Here is a 22,225-nt window from a genome sequence, read left to right as displayed (position 1 = left end):
CAATCTCCGCTGACAGTACCGGCCGTGGGTCCGGATGAAGCATTCAGCCTAATTTATTTTCCGTCTCGCTGGTCACCCAGGTAATTTTGGTGGTCAGGTACATCAATGCCGAAAGGATCAGGAACAGTCCTATTGAGCCTACCAGCAGTGCATAATCTTCCAGCTGCATCAGCACAAAATTAAACCCGAAAAACAGGGTCAGGATACCGGCAAAGATCATGGCCGTAAGCGTACTTTTCGAGATGCTTCTTACAAACCAGGTAATGATACCGTTGGTGGCGATGAAAGCGACAAGGTAAGCCGCATTAAAGCCGATCTGCTCGCTAAACGACAAAAGCAGCGTGTAAAAAATGACCAAAGCCGCCCCGATTAGTCCGTAATGAATAATGTGGAAGGGGGTTCGCCGCAGTATTTCCGTGAATATCAGCGCCAGGAATGCCAGAACAATGACCAATATCCCGTACTTAATGGTGCGGTCGGTTTGCTGGTACAGATCTACCCCGTCAGGGAAGGTTACTTTAACCACCGCCAGGGAAGGCTGAACAACGCCCTTCTGCCCCGAAGTTTCTTCCGGTAGCCCTACCTGCCGGCCGGTCCACTGCTGTGGAATGGCCCGGTCAAGGCTTTGAACAGACCAGTCGGCCCGGAAAAAATTATCTTTCACCGTACGTTCAACCGGGAGGTAGTCGCCGTCAAAGCCCGGGCTTCCCCAGTCTCCCCGGATGGTGATTTCATTTTCTCTTCCCAGCGGCACAATACCGGTAAAATCAGCCCCGCGAACATTCAGCTGGACGACAAACGTACCGAGGGTTGTCTTTGCCTGTGATAAATCTACGGGAGCCGAAATGTCTCCTGCAAACAAAGACATCGATGAAGTGCTGGTTTCGGCTTTTTTTCCGTTCCATACCACTTCAGGAAAGGCGCTCAGTCCTTTAAGATCGGAAATACCCAGGATAAGCCTGGCTTTATCCCAGGCCACCGCTTCGGGTTTTATACCTTCCTTTTCCAGGTTCAGCTGCAGGAAATCGCCTTTCAGTCGGGTAACTGACGTGTATACCACCACCGAATAGATACCTCGCCGCCGCGTTTCCGGCTTCACTTCCTGATCGGCCTGAAGCTTATTGGGCAGCAAATGGAGGTAGCTGGTCTGGTACGTAACCACGGTTTTAACCTGACCCGCCTCGTTGACTTTGCTGATCATCTCCTTTTCATAAGGAATGACCATCACCGGTCCTGATATCTCCTGGCTTTTTCCCCATTTGGAGGTAATCTCCCGGCCCGCTTCCTGTTTCCGGCCGCTACGCTCATAGACCAGGTTCGAGATCATGACCAGGGGAATCAGCAGTATCAGGCCCAACACGGCAATGAACAGGATTTTCAGGAAGCTGATTCCAGCCACAACTCTTTTTTCCGTTTTCATAAAGTAATAAATATTAATTGTTTTAATTTTAGTGCCTGCCAATAGTAATTTTATCAGCCGTTTATCTTTATCATAGCTTTTTTCGTAATCTTACGCGTTAAATACTTTGCGGGAAAGCTCCTTTAACATACCAGACAAGCATTACAACAGGTACCGTGTACAGGGAAACCCATGCCAGTGCTTTACCACCCAAAAGTACTAATTCATACATGGAACGAAGAAAGCTCATCAGCTGACCACTGAGCAGCATGACGATACAAACTATTCCAAATACCAACAGCTGGAATAATAGCAAAGGAATGCTTCCGCATACAAGAAAAAAGAGCCCGATCGTATAATTCAGAGAAGACTCCTTAGGGAATAACGACCATTTATAATCGTACCTCCGTATCAACCACGGCTCCAGCTCGTTTGCCTTTGCATAATTTTCAAAGCCTGCTTTCGTATCAAAAACTACCAGGCGGTTATTGGTTTCATTCAATATAAAGTACCCGGTCCCGGTAGCTGTACTTAAGGTGCCCAGAACGTGCGCTTTGTAAAAATACCATTCTTTCAATTGCTGTAACTCCCCGTACGGATAATGCAGGTAGTTCCCCCTCCCATCTTCGTTATTTCCGATTATATTTTTTCCCGGTGTATATTCCTGCCATATATCATCTATAAATGCACGGGCTTCCGTTACCGTCAGAAGCATACATAAAATGGTTAGCAGGTATGGTCTGAAAAAGCCGGGAGATGCCCGATGGGTTTGTACTGTATATTTCTTTCTCATTTAAAAAAATCAAAAAGTACTCTGTTTTTGAAAGTAAAAAATTAAAAAAATTTAACTGCCGCTGTTAATAAATTTCTCCAGCGCCGCCAGGTGGTCCCGGAAAGCCTTCTGCCCGTTTCCTGTACTCCGGTAGCGTGTATTGGGCTTCCGGTCAATAAACGACTTGATGACCTCGATATACCCGGCTTTTTCCAGCGCCTTCAGGTTAGAGGCCAGGTTGCCGTCAGTGATATCCAGCAGCTCCTTAAGCGCATTGAAGTCATAATCTTCATTGACCACCAGCACACTCATGATCTGCAACCGTATCCGGTTTTCCAGGACTTTGTCGTATAAGGATAAATCCAGCTTCACGCTCCGTATTTTTTTATGATGACCGCTCCGTAAAGTATATGAAGCACGCCGAATCCCAAAGCAAAAAACAGCAGGCCATAGGGCATATATTCGTAGGCCAGCAGCCCCAGGATAACCTGCAAAACTCCGAAAACCCGTAATTCTTTAAACGAAACGCGACTGCCCGAATACAGCGCCAGGCCGTAAAATACCAGGAAACAGGGGGCCAGAACATAGTAATACCCTTTCATTAGCGATATCACCGCTATAGCCCCGCCCGTTAACAGGGGTGCGGCCACAGAAACCAGCAGGATTCTGCTGGCCGGGTTCCAGGCCGACTGCCCGGCCTTTTCCGCCTTCTTTAGAGCCAGGTAAACGCCGGTGGCCACAGAGAGCAGCAACAGCACCACGCCGGTGGCTACCATGGTGCCTACCGGATCAGCCGAATCCATAAACAATATCTCCGCGCGGTCACTCCCACCAAAAACCAGCCAATGGATCTTTAATTTCCAGCCCAGAAAGGCTACGGCCACAAGCGTATACACCCCTGCCAGGATACCCGAAAGGCCGCTGATGGAAATAAATTTGGTGGATTTCTCCATCAATGACCGGATATGGCTCAGGTCTTTCAAGACATCACTTTGATCCATTGCAAAGTACTTTTTTTATCAAAGTTAAGGAGAGTCGATATATTATCCAAATATACCGGCAAAAACAATTTTTAACGCAGCCGGGCCGGCTTCATTTCCGAAAATTTTAACACGCCAATGACCAATATATCCGGCGCCGTGATCGTTATCTTTGAATAGGGCTCTCCGGGGAAAAAGATATCGGTCATGGCATTCAGGCCGTCATCGGCAAACAGCTCTACCGATGTCACATCGGCCACCAGCCGCAGGTTAATCCGGTTCCCCCCGGCCAGCCTCGGAGCCGTATGCACTTTACCGAAACCCGGCTCAAACCCTGTATTGCCCGAGCGGGTACGATCTATATAATACCGGTTTGAAGCCTTGTCGTATCCTACTATAAGCTCCTCACCTTTTGAATTACCCAATGAAATGCTGAAATTCTCTGCCGGCACATCGCGAAGCTCCAGGTCAAACAGGCCGCGGCCCCCGGAAGTCACCGTGTAGCTTTTGTCAACCGTGACCTTATTCAAAACCTCTGCCCGGCCCGACAGGCCCTCCACTTCTTTCACCGGTGTGGAGGTCAGGTACAGGCGGTTGCCCGCAGATTTCAGACCCAGCTCTCTCGGCAGGGTCATGGCGCTCCTGAATTTTTCAGTAGGAACGGCCTGCGCATATTGCCAGTTGCTCATCCAGCCCATCAGGATCGTCCTGTTTCCGGTATTTGAAAATGTCACACCGGCGTAATTGTCGGTGCCCAGGTCGAGCCAGCGAACCAGGGTATCGGCCGGCGAGAATGCATGACCATCAAATTCACCCAGGAAGTACTGGGTACCCGAACCGCCGTTAGGCGCCCCCGGGTTAATGCTGACCAGCAGGGCCCACACTTCTTTCCCCTCATGATCCAGCCGGAGAAGATCGGGGCATTCCCATACTCCGCCGTGTGCCCCCAGGGTCTCGCCGAATTCACTCTCTTTATGCCATTCTTTTAAATCGGAAGAGGAATAAAACGTAATGCGGTCTTTGGTTGCCAGGGTCATGATCCATTTTTTTAAAGGCTCATACCACATCACTTTGGGATCTCTGAAATCTACAATCCCCGGGTTTTTCACTACCGGGTTCCCCGCGTATTTTGTCCAGCTTTTCCCGTTATCCAGGCTGTAGGCAATGCTCTGGGTCTGGTAGTCGGTACGTTTATCCTGCTCGCCTGCCGGATCGTGATTCGTATAAACGGCCACTACCGGAACCTGCCCGTCTTTGCCAAAACCGCTGGTATTGTGAATATCCACCACCGCGCTTCCTGAAAATATATACCCCAGGCTGTCGGGATACAGGGCTATAGGCTCTTCTTTCCAGTTGATCATATCCGGGCTGGTGGCATGCCCCCAGTGCATGGGCCCCCAGTGGGTTGCCTCCGGGTAATGCTGGAAAAAGAGATGGTATACCCCGTCGTGATAGTACATCCCGTTAGGATCGTTCATCCAGTTGGAGCGGGGTGAAAAATGAAAAGCCGGACGGTGCGCCTCGGTAGCCGGGTGGCTGCAGCCGGCCACAGCCATACCGCAGATCACAATGATCGCTTGCTTAAAACAGAATAAACGCATATCTGAAATTAATTTTTACTTTTTTGCTTTCATCCGCTTCTCCGGCGTGGCCTTACTCAGGGCCATTCCACGGCGCCGGGCTTTCACCGGATACACACGGTCTCAACAGTACCCGGAGTAACCTGAGCTTCGTCTTTCTTAGTTTAACTCCCAGGTCATTTCATCGGTCAGGATCTCCGCCCCGTTCTTCGCCCGGGCCTCGATCCGGTTTGTGCCTTTTTGCAGCTCTACATTTTCAGCTACCCGGTGCTTGTCATTCACTCCCTGCTTCAGCACGCAGGGCTTCCCGTTGACCAGCAGCTGAACGTCTTTTACATTTGAAAAAAGCTGTATCCGGGTCACCGGGTTTGTTCTCTGATTGTCCCGCCGGTTGGCCAGGTATACCATGGGTTCCGGGTTCCAGTTGGCCTTGTACCAGTAAAAGGCATCTTTTTTCTGTCGGCGGTCAAACGTCACCAGGCCTTTCAGGTTACGGGCATTGACCCCGCCCCTGTTCCATGCCGGCACGGCAAATTCAAACATACACCACACATACGAGGCTGCTATGATCGGGTTCTTTTCTATGATGGCCCATTGCTGAATATGCGTTTCGGTCTGGTAATTTTCCGGGAACGACTGGCCACGAACCACGTTATCCGGCATCCTGACTTCTTCCCGGCCTATATCCCTGTTTCCGTCTGCACCGTATTCGGAAAGGATAATTTTGTATTCCGGGAAATCTTTCCGGACTGATCTGGCCCAGGGTTCCAGGTCTTCGATCTTCCCGCCGTACCAGCCGAAATAGTGGTTGATTCCCTGGATGTCGGTGTTCAGGTTTTCCTGGCGGTCTACCTGGTTATACCCTGATACCGCCACGGTCATCCGGTCGGGGTCCAGGGTTTTGGCGATATCGTTCAGCTCCCTTGTCAGCACAGGCACCTGCTCGTCGGCCGTTGCAGCGTACACCTCGTTATGCATGCCCCACACGTAGATGGAGGGGTGGTTAAAGTTCTGCTTTACCAGTTCAGTCAGCTGCTGCTTTGCATTGTCGTTCTCATAGTAGGAAACCCGGTTGACAAACGGGATTTCAGCCCATACCAGGAAACCGATGGAGTCGGCCAGGGCGTAAACATCCGGCGATTGCTGGTAATGGGCAAAACGAATGGTGGTAGCACCCATTTCCCTGATCATCTGCAGGTCGCGGCGGTGATCTTCAAAAGACAAGGCAGAGCCTTTACCCCGGAGGTCCTGATGGCGGCATACGCCGTACATCGGGTAGTGCCTGCCGTTCAGGAAGAATCCTTTACCGGGAATAACCTCTACCGTGCGCAGGCCCAGTGGCTGAACCACCTCGTCCAGCACCCGGCTGCCCGAAACCAGCCTGGCCGAAAGCGAATAAAGGTAGGGGTCCCGTACCCCGTCCCAGAGCCGAGGGTTTTTCAGGGTAAGGGTCTCATTCACATACGTTACTCCCTGGGCAGCTATTCTTACGGCTTTCTTCTGCCCGGCCACGGTTCTGCCCGTGTGATCTTTAATTTCAATAAGCAGATCGGCGTTCTGCGCAGTTTTCTCTTTGGTTTCCAGCTTGGCTTTTACCTGTACGCCTGCACCGGCTGCCGACACATTTTCCTGGCGGATGAACAGGCCGGGAGAAGCATTATCGGTCACCACAAACCCGGTTTTCTGGGTGGTGATCAAATGAACGGGCCGGTAAATTCCGCCATACACCGGGAAGAGGAAATGGTTGATGGGAATGACGTCGCGGCGGCTTTTATTGTCAGCAATGACAACAACGGTATTTTCTTTGCCGTACTGAACCGAGTTCGTAATTTCAAATACAAACTGCCCAAAGGCCCCTTTGTGCTCCCCGATATAATTGTTGTTGATGTACACCTTTGCCACCGCCCCTACCCCTTCAAATTTCAGGAACAGGCGCTGCCGGTCTTTCCCGTCCGGATCAACCGAAAACGTTTTCCTGTAAATACCCTTCCCTTCAAAGAAATTCCTGTCTTTCTGCATGTCTTCGCTGTTCCAGGTATGGGGCAGCGTAACGTTTTCCCACACCTCGGGGGCCGTCCACTGGTTCTGGGCGTCGAAGTACTTTGCCCCGTTGTCAAAATCGGCAAAAAAAGTGCTGTTATTCACTTTAAAAAACTGCCAGCCCGTATTAAACGACTCTACCGTACGCGACTGGGCCATTGCATGAACAGCAAGGGCCAGCACCAGCAGAACGGTGCTCCCGGACTGCAGCAAAAGAGATCTGAGAAAGATATAGCAGGGTATTGAACGGGTGCTCATGATAAAAATCGGTTTCCTTGAAAAGGTAAATTTAATCATTTGCGGCAGAAGACAAGCATTTACAGGATAATGTGAAACGGCCATACCGTTAAACACCTGGTAATAAGCTTGCATATACTACCGCTCATTAGAACGGCCGGGTTGCCCCTTTTACCGCACCGGGGGTAAAAAAGCCAGGCTTTGTACACAAGCAAGATATTACTTTTTTAAGTTTCGTTCACCTGCCTTTTACCGGTTATACCGGGGTCAAACTTCTTGCTTCAGCAGGACAAATTCATTCCAAAAACAGGCGTCAATGCCGGCCCGTTGCGGTCGGATATCGTTTCAGGCCGTATTTGCCCGGCTAAAGAACATCCGGGAAAATGGGCGCTCATTGCCCGGATCTGCACCTGCCGGATACTCTGTTTTTTGTACTTTCCCAATAATCTGTTGCAATTCTAAGTCAATCCTTAAATTTTTCTGCTTTTTTCTTTGATAATCCTCCCTGCATATATAGACTTGTAGAGTGCAAATTACAAAATCAGCGAATATTCGCTGATAGCGAAAACAACAAAAAAGTGGCAGAAGAACTGAACAGATACAGCAAAACACTCACGCAGGAAGTCAGCAACCCTGCGGCCCAGGCCATGCTTTATGCAATAGGCCTGAAAGAAGAAGACATGCGCAAGCCGCAGATCGGTATTGCCAGCACGGGGTACGAAGGAAACCCCTGTAACATTCACCTGAACGGGCTGTCGGTGCACGTCAAGAAAGGTATCCAGGCCAACGATATGGTGGGGCTGATCTTTCACACCATCGGTGTGTCTGACGGCATGACCAACGGGAACGACGGCATGAGCTATTCGCTTCCCAGCCGCGACATCATTGCCGACTCGATTGAAAACGTGGTTTCGGCCCAGTGGTATGACGGCGTGATCACCGTGGTAGGCTGCGATAAAAACATGCCGGGTGCCGTTATGGCCATGGCCCGCCTGAACCGCCCCGCCATCATGGTATACGGCGGTACGGTACGCTCAGGCGCGTACAAAGGCCGGAAATTAGATATCGTATCGGCTTTTGAGGCCTACGGCAAGAAGATCAATAACGCCATTTCTGACGAAGATTACCTGGGGGTTATCCAGAATTCCATCCCCGGGCAGGGCGCCTGCGGCGGTATGTATACGGCCAATACCATGGCGTCGTCCCTGGAGGCCCTGGGACTTACCCTTCCGGACACCTCGTCTTACCCGGCTACCCACGAGGGCAAAATAGCCGAGTGCCTGGCCATAGGGGCCGCCATGAAAAATCTCCTGGAGAAGAATATCTGCCCTAGAGATATTATCACCCGGAAGTCAATAGAAAACGCGCTCACCATTGTGATGGCCCTGGGCGGCTCTACCAACGCCGTGCTGCATTACCTGGCCATTGCCCATGCCGCTGACGTGCCGCTGACCTATAAAGACATCCAGGATATCTCCGACAGAACACCGCTGATCGCCGATTTCCGGCCTTCGGGCAAGTATTATATGGACGAGGTGCTGGCCATTGGCGGGGTACCGGCCATCATGAAATACCTGCTGAAGAAGGGTTATATTCACGGTGACTGCCTGACCATCTCCGGTAAAACAGTGGCTGAAAACCTGGAGAACGTGCCAGATCTTGACTTTGAAACCCAGGACATGGTACACTCGCTTGAAAACCCGATCAAGAAAACCGGCCATATCCAGATCCTGTACGGGAACCTGGCCGAGCGGGGTGGCGTGGCCAAGATCACGGGTAAGGAAGGACTGAAATTTGAAGGCCTGGCCAAGGTATGTGACAAAGAAGAAGAAATGCTGGAGGCCATTGCCAAAGGCGAGATCAGGGAAGGCCAGGTGATCGTGATCCGTTACGAAGGCCCGAGAGGTGGCCCCGGCATGCCTGAAATGCTGAAGCCTACTTCAGCGGTGATGGGAGCCGGGCTGGGCGATAAAGTGGCCCTGATCACTGACGGGCGCTTCTCCGGCGGTACCCACGGTTTTGTGGTCGGTCATATTGCGCCCGAAGCGTACGAAGGCGGCACCATTGCCCTGGTGAAAGACGGCGATAAGATCACCATTGATGCCGAAACCCGGGAGCTGACCCTCCACGTTTCTGACGAAGAGCTGGCCGAACGCCGCAAAAGCTGGAAGCCGCTGACCCCGCCTTTCATTGAAAAAGGGGTACTGAGAAAATATTACAAGAATGTATCTGCAGCTGATGAAGGCTGTGTAACCGATAAGTAAATAATAGCCATAAGCTTTCAGCTTTCAGCCTGTAAACGGGCTGGCTGATAGCTGAAGGCTGATAGCTGAATAAAAATATGAAAACAAGCGAAGAAACAGAAATCCTGGAAGCTGTGGAAACGGCTAAATTTCTTTCCGGCGGACAAGCCCTGATGGAGTCATTCCTTCAGGAAGGGGTAGACCTGATTTTCGGATACCCGGGCGGAGCCATCATGCCTATCTACGATGCGCTCTACGACTACACCGACAGGATCAACCATGTCCTGGTACGACACGAACAGGGAGCCGGCCATGCCGCGGAAGGCTATGCCCGGACCAGTGGAAAAGTAGGGGTCTGCATGGTGACTTCCGGACCGGGAGCTACCAACCTGGTAACCCCCATAGCCGATGCCATCATTGACTGTACTCCGCTTGTAGCCATTACAGGCCAGGTATTTTCCGGTTTGCTGGGCACCGATGCCTTCCAGGAAACCGACGTGATCGGTGTAACCATGCCTATCTGCAAATGGAATTACCAGGTGACCGATCCCGATGAGATCCCGGAAGTGATGGCCAAGGCCTTCTTCATTGCCAGCTCAGGCAAGCCCGGGCCGGTGCTCATTGACATCACCAAAGATGCCCAGGTAAACGCCATGACCCGGCCTTTTACCTATAAAAAAATAGAAAAGCTGATTTCGTACAGCCCGCGGGTTACGCCCAAGGCCGACCAGCTCGAAAAAGCGGCTGAGCTCATCAATAAAGCAAAAAAACCGTATATCCTGTTCGGACACGGCGTGCTGATCTCCCAGGCAATGGAAGAGCTCAAAGCCTTCGTGGAAAAGACTGACATCCCCTGTGCCAGCACGCTGCTGGGCATTTCGGGTATCCCGGTTGACCACCCGAACTACATGGGCTGGCTGGGCATGCACGGCATGTACGCCCCCAATGTGATGACCGATAAGTGCGATGTGGTCATTGCCATCGGCATGCGTTTTGACGACCGGGTAACCGGTGATGCCAGCCTCTTTGTAAAACAGGCCAAAATTGTTCATATCGAGATTGACCCGGCCGAGATCAATAAGATCAAATATGCCGATGCCCCGGTAGTGGGTGATGCAAAAGAAACCTTAAAGCTGCTGTTGCCCCTGGTAAAAGAAAGAGATTTTTCAGCCTGGAAAAATGAATTCAGGAAGCTGGAGGCACCGGAAAAAGAGCTGGTTACCGACCGCGACCTGCAGGCAACAGGCCAGATCAAAATGGCTGAAGTAGTGAAAATGGTTTCGGAAAAAACCAAAGGTGAAGCCTGTATCGTGGTAGACGTAGGCCAGCACCAGATGGTTTCAGCGCGGTATTACGACTACAAGAAACCGCATTCGTATATCGCTTCGGGAGGCCTGGGTACCATGGGCTTTGCCATTCCGGCAGCCCTGGGTGCCAAGTTCGGTGCTCCTGACCGGCAGGTAGTGGCGTTTATCGGCGACGGTTGCTTCCAGATGACCATCCAGGAGCTGGGCACCATTGCCCAGTCGGGTCTGCCGGTGAAGCTGATCATCCTGAACAACAACTTCCTGGGAATGGTACGCCAGTGGCAGCAGCTTTTCTTTGAGAGAAGATACTCGTTTGTGGAGCTGCAAAACCCTGATTTTATCACCATCTCCAAAGGTTTCGGGCTCGAAGCCAACCGCGTTACCGAGCGGGAGTACCTGAGCACGGCATTAGACGAGATGCTGGCTTCTGACAAAGCCTTTGTGCTGGAAGTGGTCGTGGAAAAAGAAGAAAATGTATTCCCCATGGTTCCGGCAGGTACCAGTGTATCTGAAATCCGGCTAAAATAAAAAAATTATGACGCAATATACGATATGTGTTTACGGTGAAAATGCAGTAGGCCTTTTGAACAAAATCACCATTATTTTCACCCGCAGGCGGATCAACATCGACTCCCTGACCGTGTCAGAAACGGTCAGAAAAGGAGTATCCCGGTTTACTATCGTGATCAAGCACGAAAAACGGGAAGAAGTGGAAAAGCTGGTACGCCAGATCCGGAAAGTAGTGGAAGTGATGGCGGTTTTCGGCTACCTGAACCACGATATTGTTTACAACGAGATCGCCCTGTTTAAAGTGCCTACGCCGGCCAATGCCAAGCCTATTGACATAGACACGATCAACAAGGTTTACAAGGCCTGGGTGGTGTACTGGGAGCTGGATTACGTGGTGATTGAAAAAACCGGTACCGAAGAAGAGATATTCGAGTTCTTCCGGTACCTGAAACCGCACGGTATAACCGAGTTTGTCCGCTCGGGTCGCGTGGCAGTGGGTAAAACCCCGCAGGGGCTGGTGGAGTATCTTCCGGAAGAAATGGAATGGGAATACGCAGTATAAAATCATTTAAGAATTAATAAACGAAAAATCAAAAAATGGCAAAATTAAATTTTGGCGGTGTAGAAGAAGAAGTAGTAACCCGCGAGGAGTTTCCGTTGGAAAAAGCAAGAGAAGTGCTGGCCGGAGAAACCATCGCCGTGATCGGATACGGCGTTCAGGGACCCGGACAGGCGCTGAACATGAGAGATAACGGGCTTAACGTAATTGTTGGTCAGCGTAAAGGGAAAACCTACGACAAGGCGGTTGCTGACGGCTGGGTGCCCGGCGAAACGCTTTTCGAGATCGAAGAAGCCCTTTCCAAAGGCACCATTATCTGTTACCTGCTTTCTGACGCCGCTCAGATCGAACTTTGGCCTACCGTTAAGAAATACCTGACCGCCGGTAAGTCGCTCTACTTCTCGCACGGATTCGGTATTACCTACAAAGAGAAAACCGGTATCGTGCCTCCGGCCGATGTAGATGTTTTCCTGGCGGCTCCCAAAGGCTCAGGTACTTCCCTGCGCAGGCTGTTTGTAGAGGGTAAAGGACTGAACTCTTCTTTCGCCATTTACCAGGATGCATCAGGCAAGGCAAGAGAAAAATGTATTGCCATGGCTATCGGTGTAGGTTCAGGTTACCTGTTTGAAACCGATTTCTACAAAGAGGTAACTTCTGACCTGACCGGTGAAAGAGGTACCCTTATGGGTGCTATCCAGGGGATCTTTGCTGCCCAGTACGAAGTGTTGAGAGCAAACGGTCACTCGCCTTCTGAAGCCTTCAACGAAACCGTGGAAGAGCTGACCCAGTCGCTGATGCCGCTGGTAGCTGAAAACGGTATGGACTGGATGTACGCCAACTGTTCTACTACCGCTCAGCGTGGTGCGCTTGACTGGTGGAAGCCTTTCCGTGATGCCACTAAACCTGTTTTTGAAAAATTATACAACAGCGTTAAATCGCAGAATGAGGCCGCTATTTCTATTGAGCGTAACTCGCAGTCTGACTACCGGGAAAAACTGGAAAAAGAACTGGCTGAGCTTCGTGATTCGGAAATGTGGCAGGCCGGTAAGACCGTACGCGGATTAAGACCTGAAAACAATTAATCCTGGTTCACAGTTGACAGAAAATCCCCGATATTTTTTATTTCGGGGATTTTTTTCTACGAATTTCTCGTAGATTTGTCGCATGAAAAAAATAGGATTTCTTTTCCTTTTAGTACCCTGCTGGGCCTGGGCCCAGGTAAAAGGAACAGTGGTATCTGAAACCACCCGTCAGCCTGTACCCTTTGCCAGCGTATTCATCAACAACTCTACGATAGGCACCACCACCGATGAGAACGGCCGTTTCAGTCTCTCCCGCCTGACGGCCGGAAAGCACGAGCTGGTGGTATCGGTACTCGGATTTGAAAAGCTGGCAACGGTGATCACCGTGCCGATGGAGCAGCCGCTGAACATCCGCCTGCGCGAAAAAAGCACGGCTCTTGACCAGGTCACCGTGAAGGCATTTGATAAAGACGGCTGGGAAACCTGGGGATCGCTCTTTATTGAAAGCTTTATTGGCACTACTGCCAATGCCGGGCGTACGGATTTAAAGAACCCGAAAGACCTGCGGTTCAGGCACAACAAGCAGGACAACACCCTTGAAGTATTTGCCGTAGCTCCTTTAAAGATACAGAATAAGTCGCTCGGCTACAATATGGAATACCACCTCGAGCTGTTCCGCATTGATTTCAACAGCCATACCAACCTGTACGCCGGCTACCCGTTCTTTAAAGAAAACAAAAAAATCTCAAAAAGAAATATCAAAAACCGGGAGGAAACCTATGACGCCTCCCTGCTAAAGTTTATGCGCAGCCTGTATTACAACACCGTACAGGCTGACGGTTACAGCATCCGGAAAATGGTGGAGCTGCCCAACCTGGAGAAACAACGCATCAAAGCCCTGCGCGATAAGTATACGATCAAAGAGCAGGATGCTTCCGGCCGGTTGATCAGCGTTTCCGGGCCGGCTTATCCGCAGGAGATCTATACCGCCGACTCCCTCTCCTATTTCCGGAAAATACTGGGCCAGCCCGATTCAAAGTTCAGCCTTTACAAAGACACCATTCCCACCCGGCAGCTGGTGCTGACAGACGTCGCAGGCACCAAAAAGCTATACTTCAGAGATTTTCTTTACGTGGTCAATACCCTGCATAAGGAAGACCCGCGCTACATCAGCTACAAAAATGAAAAGCGGGTGCCGGCGCCGCAGACGTCTTTCCTGCGCATGCTTGATGACATCAGCATAGAAATAGAGCCGAACGGGAATTATTTCCCTCCCCTGAATCTTTTCAGCGGCGATTACTGGGGCTGGTCAAATAAAATTGCCGACCTGCTGCCCCTGGATTATAAGCCCAGGTCATCTACCCCGTAAATCTCGAAATTGCTGAAGTCGATCCCGGTAAAGGCACCTGGGTAAAAGTCGCGGCTTAATGAGGGTACAACCGGCTCTTCTTCTTCTCCGAGCCGCGTCAGCAACGAAACCGGCGGCGGCGTTAAGTACTGGATACAAGACGTGGAGTCGCCCCTGAACTTAACAAAGTAGTATTTTTTTACCGGGAAATGGCCGGTTACCTTAAAATTGCACATGTTGACATGGGAGGGCATACCGCCCCAGTCGCCCGCATCAGTAGGATCAAATTCCAGCTGCTTCATCTCACCCGAAACCCCCTCCCTCAGGCGGTTCTCTTCCGTTAAAACAGCATCGAAAAGCGTACGGGCCGGCTTAAAGGAATAAATTCCCTCTTTTTCCAGGAATTCCTTCTTCTCCGAATTAATATAAAACGCCCGGGCAAAGTCTTCCCTGTACCCGCCCTCGTATACATTGTAGGCCTCTGTTATCTGTTCCAGCTGCTGAAATTTAAGCCCTGTCTGCCCTTTGTAAAACCCGCTGCAGAAAAGCGCAACCAGAAATACGGTAACCAGGGCACCCAGCCATTTAACGCTGCTAAACCGGCGCATCAGCGTAACAAAAAACAACAGGATGATCAAGGCACCGTAGATTTTATACCGCGACTCCAGCACACTCACATACCCCTGCATCCAGTAATTGTACCTCAGCCCCACGATCAGGGCCAGCGAGATTGTGCAAAAGAGAAACAACAGCTTTTCAAAATCAAGCTTCCGGTTCCACGGGAGAAACAGGCGGTAAAAGGTATACCCGAAAATACCGGCCGTTACGGCGGCAATCACTGCCCAGGTATAGGGATTGCTGATCAGGTTAAAGATGCCTCCCATAGATAAAAAGTAAGCATATACCAGCTGCAGGTTATACTTCACAATATTTTCAAAGACATTCAGCGACTTGCCTTCCCCGCTTCCTGCCACAATCAGCCCCAGCTGGATAAGCAGGAGCAACGCAGTCACCATACCCGCCTTCCGGTTCTCCTTGTTGACCAGGAAGCAGGCTACCACCAGCACATTGGCCACAATGCCGTTAATGCTGCCCAGCGGGGTGATCACAAAGATCAGGAAGAACAGGACACGGAGCAATACTCCCAGCCTGCCGTAATTGGCGGCAGCGTAGAAAAGAAATACCGAAAACGAAAACGAGAGCAGCTGGTAGGCTCCCACATCGTTCCGGAAATACATTTCATAATGCACCAGGTTCAGCACCAGCAGGCTGGCCCATGCCACCGGCAGGTATTCTTTTCTTGTATAAAAATGCACTACCAGGCAGGTAAAAAATACAGCCAGGAACAGATTACACAACAGCAACATATGGCCGAAGTCCTGGTGGCCGTCAACACCACACTGGAACAAAACAATCAGGCGCATCAGTACCGGGTGGCTTTCATTCTCCGGCAGGATAATGGCAGCAAATTTATCGGGTGCGTTCAGGTAGTAATACAGGTAGCTGACAAAAACCCTGTAGTCATCTTTTAACGGGAAATTCCGGGCAATTTTTCCCAACTGCAGCAGATGAGTGAAAACAGGTACCAGTCCCAGTATAAGTATACCCGGAATTTTAATTTTCTTCATGGGTAATTACTTCGCCAGTTCCTGGATTTTCTGATGGATCATCACCTGGTTGGAGGCTATTTTTGAAAATCCTCTTACGTCATCGCCTGACCAGGCGTTGTTCATTTCACCGTAGCTGCCAAACACATCTGACATGAGGTCATAGGCGGAACGTATGCCCAGCACCGTGAAATTATACGGGGCCAGCTTCACTCTTACCGTACCGGTTACCGTCTCCTGGCTGCTGGTGAAAAAGGCTTCGATATCGCGCAGAACAGGCTCATTGAAGTGGCCTTCATGCAGCAGCATACCGTACCACTCGGCCAGGTTCTGTTTCCAGTACTGCTGCCACTTGGTGAGCACATGCTTTTCAAGCAGGTGGTGCGCCTTGATAATGATCAGGGGTGCGGGGGCTTCAAAGCCCACCCGTCCTTTAATGCCAATGATGGTGTCACCCACGTGGGTATCACGCCCGATAGCATACGGTGATGCCAGCTCATGTACCCGGCGGATGGCGTCTACCGGGTTCCTGAATTTCCGGTTGTTGACCGCTTTCAGCTCGCCCTTCACAAAATCAAGGGTGATTTCAGACGGTTTTTTCTTCGTGAGCTGCGTAGGGTATGCTTCTTCCGGAAGGGAATCCCAGGAGTTAAGAGTCTCTTTTCCGCCCACTGAGGTTCCCCACAGGCCCTGGTTGATGGAGTAGGTAGATTTGTGCCACTCACGCTCCACCCCTTTCTTTTTCAGGTAATCAATCTCGGCCTCCCTGGATAACCGAAGATCGCGGATCGGTGTAATGATCTCCGCATCGGGAACAATGATCCGGAACGCCATATCGAAACGCACCTGGTCGTTACCGGCGCCGGTGCTTCCGTGAGCAATGGCGTTCGCACCTATCGACCGGGCGTATTCAGCTACCGCCACGGCCTGGAATATCCGCTCTGCGCTGACCGAAAGCGGGTAAGTATTATTCTTCAGTACATTTCCGAAGATAAGAAAACGGATACATTCTTTATAGTATTTATCGGCTACGCGTGCCGTGTAGTGGGTTTTTACGCCCAGATCATAGGCTTTTTTTTCAATATCTGCTATCTCCGCATCCGTGAATCCGCCGGTATCTACCAGCACGGAGTGCACCTCCATGCCTTTGTCTTCATTTAAGTATTTTACACAAAAAGAGGTGTCCAAACCACCACTGAAAGCCAGTACTACCTTTTTCATCTGATCAAATTTTTCGCAAATGTAGACTTAAACTCGCTATAAAGTATAACAAAAGGCAGCATTATTTCCCGTATTTGGCGATATGTTCCCTGATCCGGGTTACCCGGTTGGCCGGGCTGGGGTGTGTGCTGTTAAAATCGTCTCTATCCATATCTCCGCCCGATGCCTCCGCCAGTATTTCCATCACCTCCACCATCGCCTGGGGGTTATATCCCGCATTGATCATATAATGTACGCCAAACTCATCCGATTCCAGCTCATCGTCCCGCCCGTATTTCATCAGCTTCATATTGGCTACATACGAAGCGATCTGGCCGGCTCCCAGGTCGCCTGCAGAGGCTGTAGCTGCCCCGGCCAGTCCCTGGTAAAATTCGGTTTTGGCCATTTGCTCTGACGAGTGCCGGTGGATCACATGCCCGATCTCGTGCCCGAGCACCCCGGCCAGCTGGTCTTCCGACTTCAGCCGGCTCAGCAGTCCCACGGTAATAAACACCTGTCCGCCCGGCAGGGCAAATGCATTGACGGTCTGGCCGTCACGCAAAACATAAAAATTGAATTTGTACGGATTGGTGATGCCCCTGGCCGCCAGCTCTTCGTTAAAAACCCGTACCAGCTTGTTGCCTACCGCACTCACCTGGTTCTGCACCTGCTGATCGGGGTACAGGCCCCCGTATTCCTGTGCCATCCGGGGAGCCGACTGGAGACCCAGGGCCACCTCTTCTTCTGTTGAAAGGCTAACCTTCTGGTGCTCACCCGTTAACGGGTTTTCCTGCGATTTACCCATATAGCTGAAATAGGCTATTGCGGCCATTACCAGACCAATGATCAGCCGGAACTTCAAACCATTTCCCCTTTGCATAACCTTTGCGATTTCGAATAATTTCCAAAGTAGGAAATAAATTTATGGAAATGCAATAAAAGAACCGATATTCTCCCATTTCGTCAGAAGGCCTCAATTTTTCCTGAAATATAATTTTTGATTTTCATCCAAACTCTCTATTTTTAGTTTCCAAGTGATCCGGGGCGGATCTTAAACCTTAAATTTTTACCTAATGACAGATGATGAACTCAGGAAGAGCGAACCTCTCCTGATGGATGACCCTACGCGTTTTGTAATATTCCCCATCAAGCACGATGATATATGGGAGTTCTATAAAAAAGCAGAGGCTTCCTTCTGGACAGCGGAAGAGCTTGACCTGTCACAGGACCATAAAGACTGGGCCTCCCTGAACGACGGGGAAAGGCATTTTATATCCCATGTACTGGCTTTCTTCGCCGCTTCTGACGGGATTGTCAACGAAAACCTGGCTGTAGGCTTCCTCTCCAATGTGCAGTATGCCGAAGCCAAATGTTTCTACGGTTTCCAGATCATGATTGAAAACATTCATGCAGAAACCTACTCCCTGCTGATTGATACCTATATCAAGGATACGGTTGAAAGGCAACGCATGCTTAACGCCATTGAGACAATCGATTGCGTAAAGAAGAAAGCGGAATGGGCTATCCGGTGGATCGAGCAGGGTTCGTTTATCGAGCGCCTCATTGCATTTGCCGCCGTAGAGGGCATTTTCTTCTCCGGGTCGTTCTGCTCTATTTTCTGGCTGAAGAAACGCGGGCTGATGCCGGGACTTACCTTCTCTAATGAGCTGATCTCACGCGATGAAGGCCTTCACCGCGACTTCGCCTGCCTGCTGTATACCCAACATATTGTCAACAAGCTGCCCGAAGAGCAGGTATATACCATCATTAAAGATGCCGTTGAGATTGAGAAGGAGTTCGTGTCAGACGCCCTCCCGGTGTCGCTGATCGGCATGAATGCTCCCCAAATGTGCCAGTACATTGAGTTTGTGGCAGATCACCTGCTGGAATCGCTTAACCTTCAGAAGGTATACAATGCCACCAACCCGTTTGACTTCATGGACCTGATCTCGCTGCAGGGGAAAACCAATTTCTTCGAAAAACGGGTAGGAGAATACCAGAAGGCCGGCGTTACTGCCGACAAAGAGAAAATGAATTTCTCACTGGACGAAGATTTTTAATTCCGTTAAGCCCCGAAGGAGCGCAATACCATAACGTAACCTTGAAGGGGCGTAATATAATTATCACCCCTTCAGGGTTTACAACCCGGGGCCGAAGGCCCGATCCATTACCGATCTATCCACCCAAACAACACCACACCAATGGGACAATCACTCGTAAAAAACTACATCCACATCGTATTCAGCACCAAATACCGTGCACCGCTGATCCATCCGCCTGTAGAGGAAGAGCTACATGCCTACCTGGGCGGGATCTGTAACCGGCTCGGATGCCCGGTTATAAAAGTGGGCGGCTACACCGACCACATCCATATTCTCTGCATGCTGTCTAAAAAAATAGCCCTGATGAAACTCCTGGAAGAATTAAAGTCGCATTCATCCAAATGGATTAAAACCAGGGGGCCGGAGTATAAAAACTTCTATTGGCAGGATGGTTACGGGGCATTTTCGGTGAATCCGTCCCAGGTAGATATTGTGATCCGGTATATCGCTAATCAGCACAAGCACCACAGCAAAAAAGATTTTAAGAGCGAATATCGCGTATTCCTTAAAAAATACAACGTAGAGTATGATGAGCGATATGTCTGGGAATAACGCAACCGTACCCCTAAGCCCCGAAGGGGCGCTATACATCAACATAGCCCTGAAGGGGCGCTATACATCAGCGATACGTTATCGACGGGCGCAGCCCCTCGATGCCCCTCCCCTGAATATCCCGCCCCTTCAGGGCTCCCGGGCGGCCCCGGCGTTCCCTGCATCAAAAACGAACGGGGCTGCGCCCCTGGCTGGGGTGTGGTGCCCTTTCAGGGCAAAGAACATACCTCTTAGTCAACTATCACTTACAATTAGCTATAATGTATTCGGCCTTATAGGTAATCAGGTCTGAGCCCGCATCATAACCCGTTGTGCCCGCCAGGCCGTTGCCATCTGCAATTACCACACTGCCGTCACGCTTAAAGGTAACTTTTCCTGAATAGATCTTCCCTTCATAGAAAGCATTCAGAGAATATTCCACCCCTTCTACAACATAAATTCTTGCTTTCCCGTCCTGAAGATAAACATTGGTATAGCTGAGCGTGGCCGGGTTGTACAATCCAAACCAGCCGCTTGGCTTCAGCCGCAGGTTCTCGCCTTTACATATCGCTGCCAGGTCAATATCCACCGCCACCGTTTTAACCGGGTCAGGAATGGTAATATTTACAGGTATCACTTCCGTACAGGCGTCAAAAGTAGTTTGTGCAACGGTCTTTCCTGAAACTTTTTCTCTCACTTCCAGCCTGAGCTTATCGCCCGCACTGAGGTTACCGTTTCCCTGAATGATATTGGTTTGGTTACCGTTGGCCACATTAAAGTTGCCGTACCCCGAACCCATGAAATTACCCTGTGCGTCAAATAAAAACCCGGTATAGTTCCCCAGGTCTGCCTCTACATTGGAGCTGACCTTAAACACAGCATACTGGTTGCTGCACCTGTTATTGGCCAAAACCGCATAATTGATGCTCCAGTAGCTCAGGTGCGATATCTCAAACCGGCCTGCCAGCTGGCCTTTCTCGTTTTTATATACAACAGCCTCTCCCTCTTCTTTCCATTGACCGGTAGCTGTTTCAAAGCTCCATACAGGTATACTGCTGCCTTCCTTTATGGCCTCGCCGGTCTGTGGATTTTTAACATGAGGGTCTATCGCCATGCTTACCTCAACCGGCTTCGAGAATTTTTTCACTTCTTTGCCGCCTGCCGTCATGTTAATGGCGGCAATACCTGCCGTTACAAAACGTACACTGCGGCTTTCTCCCGACTTCAGCTGTACGCTTGCCGGGGTAAGTCCGCCCGGAAAAGCAGCAAGCGATTGAATTTCTTCCGTGTCAAACATCAATACTTCTGCACTTACATTGGCAGCGCTGATGGTATTGCCTGCGGCATCCATTATTTTGGTATCGCTCTTAAAGCCTACAGAACCTACCTCCGTGCCGTTGTCCAGGAGCGTGATTTTACCCGATGATACCGGAACGGTCGCCTGGACAGCCGTTACCCCTTCAGGCGGGTTTTTAACATGAACCATCGGCACTACAAACCGGGCAGGATCAGAACCGGTCAGCGAAAAAGTCTGGCTGGTGGTCAGGTAACCCGGAGCCGCCACCTCTATCGTAAAAGTTACCGGAGCAGACGGAGAAGCTGTAACTTCTTTCGCCAGTATCAGGGTCAGAACATTGCCCGCCACCTTATAGTTTTTTCCGCCGGCATCATCCAATATAGCAGCTGCCTTATCGCCCGTAATCTTCACGGTAACCTTGTCGGGCTGCGTGCTGCTTCCCGGATTGGCATCTGTAAACTGCAGTAAAACAGGCGAGTTGACCGCTCCGCCACTGACCACCAGGTCTACTCCCTCAAAAGGGTTGATCTCCTTACACCGGCCGGTAACCAGTAAAAAAAACAATGCTGCGATATAAATTTTGATATTCTTCATTCGTCTTATAAGTAAATAAAGTGAGTATTTTAATCCAGTCTGACATTAACCTTAAAATTCACAACAGGCCAGTATTTCCAGTCTTTCGTGTTGTTTTCTATCTTAGCGGCCTCTTCTGACATACCCACCAGCCGCTCGGTGCCCGTTAGGGTAATTTTGGGCGAGGTCATAAAAAACGAACCCAGCTCTACACCCACCCCTATGCGCCTTTTGGGCACTGTACGGCCCAATCCTATGGCTGCAAAAGGAGCAATCGTACTCGAATAATCCATCACGTAATTGATTTCGCCCACCTCAGCCGGAGTATAGATATTCCCGTTTACTTCATAGTCTTCAACGGGGCTGAACACCAGGTCGGCCTTGCTTTGTGTTAAATAAGCGACTCCGCCCACCAGCTTAAATAGTCCTGATTTTGAAGGCGTAAATACGAGAGATAATGCCGGAGCCGATATTTTGACGTCACCGTTCATGTTCAGTCTCTGCTCAGAAACAGTAATTTCTGTATCGGGCTTATACTGCAGGAAACTGTAGCTTAACCGCGCTGTCAGACGGGGCTTGAACCGGTAATTCAACTCAAGGCCGGGCAGGGTGCCGAGGTTCAGGCTCAACCCGAACCGGCTCTGTACAGCCACACTATCCTGGGCCCTGAGCGTATGCAGGGCTGCCAGCATAAAAACAATTAACAGGAGTTTATTTTTCATAAAAACGGGTTTCGGAGAAGTCCTCCTTTAATGATGGCTACTTTTTAAAATGGGTTTTGCATTAATCGGGTAATAGCTGCAACAGCAGCAATAAGCAGAATATCAGGTTTTCATGGCAATTATTTCAGGAACTACAAATATATACAGAACAGGTCAGGTAAACAAACCGGATCCCTCTTATCGTTATAAATAAGAC

At 50.2% G+C, this 22,225-nt stretch carries 18 protein-coding genes; 7 read left to right on the top strand and 11 right to left on the bottom strand.

The genetic code is table 11. The features are described 5' to 3' along the window. Positions 1-43 precede the first annotated feature (43 nt). The 6 genes from creD to AB2U10_RS11085 form a co-directional block, all read right to left on the bottom strand. Entirely contained in the window at positions 44-1,420 is a 1,377-nt protein-coding gene (gene creD, locus AB2U10_RS11110) for a cell envelope integrity protein CreD (RefSeq protein WP_367914633.1), read from the bottom strand. 97 nt (positions 1,421-1,517) lie between these two features. Next, positions 1,518-2,114 (bottom strand): hypothetical protein, encoded by a 597-nt coding sequence (locus AB2U10_RS11105; protein WP_367914634.1) that lies wholly within the window; start codon positions 2,112-2,114, stop codon positions 1,518-1,520. A gap of 129 nt (positions 2,115-2,243) precedes the next feature. Continuing rightward, entirely contained in the window at positions 2,244-2,543 is a 300-nt protein-coding gene (locus AB2U10_RS11100) for a winged helix-turn-helix domain-containing protein (RefSeq protein ID WP_367914635.1), read from the bottom strand. Then, positions 2,540-3,172 (bottom strand): hypothetical protein, encoded by a 633-nt coding sequence (locus AB2U10_RS11095; protein ID WP_367914636.1) that lies wholly within the window; start codon positions 3,170-3,172, stop codon positions 2,540-2,542. Before AB2U10_RS11095 ends, AB2U10_RS11100 begins: the two co-directional genes overlap by 4 nt. 71 nt (positions 3,173-3,243) lie before the next feature. Further along, positions 3,244-4,752, bottom strand: a complete 1,509-nt coding sequence (locus AB2U10_RS11090) for a glycoside hydrolase family 32 protein (protein ID WP_367914637.1) — start codon at positions 4,750-4,752, stop codon at positions 3,244-3,246. A gap of 138 nt (positions 4,753-4,890) precedes the next feature. Further along, a complete protein-coding gene (locus AB2U10_RS11085; RefSeq protein ID WP_367914638.1) occupies positions 4,891-7,029 on the bottom strand; it encodes a glycoside hydrolase family 2 protein in 2,139 nt (712 codons plus the stop codon). Positions 7,030-7,586: 557 nt separating this feature from the next. Between AB2U10_RS11085 and ilvD the strand changes: the two genes are divergently transcribed. From ilvD to AB2U10_RS11060, 5 genes are all read left to right on the top strand, one after another. Further along, on the top strand, positions 7,587-9,272 hold the full coding sequence (gene ilvD, locus AB2U10_RS11080) for a dihydroxy-acid dehydratase (protein ID WP_367914639.1): 1,686 nt from the start codon (positions 7,587-7,589) through the stop codon (positions 9,270-9,272). A gap of 77 nt (positions 9,273-9,349) precedes the next feature. Beyond that, positions 9,350-11,086 (top strand): biosynthetic-type acetolactate synthase large subunit, encoded by a 1,737-nt coding sequence (gene ilvB, locus AB2U10_RS11075; protein ID WP_367914640.1) that lies wholly within the window; start codon positions 9,350-9,352, stop codon positions 11,084-11,086. A gap of 7 nt (positions 11,087-11,093) precedes the next feature. Continuing rightward, complete coding sequence (gene ilvN / locus AB2U10_RS11070; RefSeq protein WP_367914641.1) at positions 11,094-11,630, top strand: acetolactate synthase small subunit; 537 nt, start codon at positions 11,094-11,096, stop codon at positions 11,628-11,630. Positions 11,631-11,665: 35 nt separating this feature from the next. After that, positions 11,666-12,709 (top strand): ketol-acid reductoisomerase, encoded by a 1,044-nt coding sequence (ilvC, locus tag AB2U10_RS11065; RefSeq protein WP_367914642.1) that lies wholly within the window; start codon positions 11,666-11,668, stop codon positions 12,707-12,709. Between the two features lie 82 nt (positions 12,710-12,791). Further along, a complete protein-coding gene (locus AB2U10_RS11060; protein WP_367914643.1) occupies positions 12,792-14,018 on the top strand; it encodes a carboxypeptidase-like regulatory domain-containing protein in 1,227 nt (408 codons plus the stop codon). On the opposite strand, the gene AB2U10_RS11055 is transcribed toward AB2U10_RS11060, so the two are convergent. The 3 genes from AB2U10_RS11055 to AB2U10_RS11045 form a co-directional block, all read right to left on the bottom strand. Beyond that, entirely contained in the window at positions 13,991-15,625 is a 1,635-nt protein-coding gene (locus AB2U10_RS11055; RefSeq protein WP_367914644.1) for a hypothetical protein, read from the bottom strand. The two genes, AB2U10_RS11060 and AB2U10_RS11055, sit on opposite strands and share 28 nt — an antisense overlap. Before the next feature lie 6 nt (positions 15,626-15,631). Beyond that, complete coding sequence (argG, locus tag AB2U10_RS11050) at positions 15,632-16,825, bottom strand: argininosuccinate synthase (protein ID WP_367914645.1); 1,194 nt, start codon at positions 16,823-16,825, stop codon at positions 15,632-15,634. A 61-nt stretch (positions 16,826-16,886) separates the two neighbouring features. Then, positions 16,887-17,684 carry a M48 family metalloprotease gene (locus tag AB2U10_RS11045; RefSeq protein WP_367914646.1) on the bottom strand — a complete coding sequence of 266 codons (798 nt, stop codon included), beginning with the start codon at positions 17,682-17,684 and terminating at the stop codon, positions 16,887-16,889. A gap of 193 nt (positions 17,685-17,877) precedes the next feature. On the opposite strand from AB2U10_RS11045, the gene AB2U10_RS11040 reads away from it, so the two are divergent. After that, positions 17,878-18,864, top strand: coding sequence for a ribonucleotide-diphosphate reductase subunit beta (locus tag AB2U10_RS11040; RefSeq protein WP_367914647.1), 987 nt, complete (start codon positions 17,878-17,880; stop codon positions 18,862-18,864). A 141-nt stretch (positions 18,865-19,005) separates the two neighbouring features. After that, positions 19,006-19,458, top strand: a complete 453-nt coding sequence (gene tnpA, locus AB2U10_RS11035) for an IS200/IS605 family transposase (protein WP_367914648.1) — start codon at positions 19,006-19,008, stop codon at positions 19,456-19,458. A 241-nt stretch (positions 19,459-19,699) separates the two neighbouring features. Here tnpA and AB2U10_RS11030 read toward each other — a convergent pair whose 3' ends face one another. Together AB2U10_RS11030 and AB2U10_RS11025 are read right to left on the bottom strand one after the other, a co-directional pair. Next, a complete protein-coding gene (locus tag AB2U10_RS11030) occupies positions 19,700-21,328 on the bottom strand; it encodes an astroprincin family protein (RefSeq protein WP_367914649.1) in 1,629 nt (542 codons plus the stop codon). 29 nt (positions 21,329-21,357) lie between these two features. Continuing rightward, a complete protein-coding gene (locus AB2U10_RS11025; protein ID WP_367914650.1) occupies positions 21,358-22,029 on the bottom strand; it encodes a hypothetical protein in 672 nt (223 codons plus the stop codon). Positions 22,030-22,225: the final 196 nt, after the last annotated feature.

This window comes from Leadbetterella sp. DM7 (assembly GCF_040829825.2).
Lineage (GTDB): Bacteria > Bacteroidota > Bacteroidia > Cytophagales > Spirosomataceae > Leadbetterella.
The sequence above is the reverse complement of the archived record's forward strand: the minus strand, read 5'-3'. Positions and strand labels throughout refer to the sequence as shown.